The sequence below is a fragment of the Mesorhizobium sp. M2A.F.Ca.ET.037.01.1.1 genome (genome assembly GCF_003998075.1).
Lineage (GTDB): Bacteria > Pseudomonadota > Alphaproteobacteria > Rhizobiales > Rhizobiaceae > Mesorhizobium.
Window position 1 is genome coordinate 1 of the sequence record NZ_RZSA01001782.1, and the last position, 477, is coordinate 477.

1 protein-coding gene is annotated in these 477 nt (G+C 68.3%); it reads right to left on the minus strand.

The genetic code is table 11. From position 1 onward, the window contains the following. Positions 1–477: PAS domain-containing protein (locus tag EOA27_RS39785; protein WP_127259128.1), on the minus strand; the 477-nt coding region annotated here is incomplete at both ends.

Here is a 477-nt window from a genome sequence, read left to right on the forward strand (position 1 = left end):
GAGACAGAACCAGCGCGGGCCATTCGGCGTGCGGATCGCGACATCGGTGGAGCTCAGGCATTCATGGTCGGAGAAGGCGGCGTCGGGAACGATGCCGACGTCGATGCCAAGCTCCGACAGGGTCTTGCCGGCGAGATTGCGAGGGTCGACCTCGACAAGCGAGGCAAAGACGCTGTTGGCATAGACGATATGGCCGTCGCGATCGCGATGGACGACGAGGTCGCCGAGCGCGTCGATCAGGCCGCGGAAGCGCTCCTCGCTCTCCTGCATCTCCCACATGCGATCGGCGAGGGTCTCGATCTCGGCGCGGCTGCGGGCGGCGGTCTCGTCGAGAAGCGCCGCGGTGCGCCGCTCGTCGCGGCGGTTGCGCAGATGCATGGCAAGGCCGGCGAAGGCCACGGCGGCGAGCCCGATGGTGACGATGATCGGCGCCCCGGTGAGATGCGCCAGCCCGGCCAGGACGACGATGCCGACGAT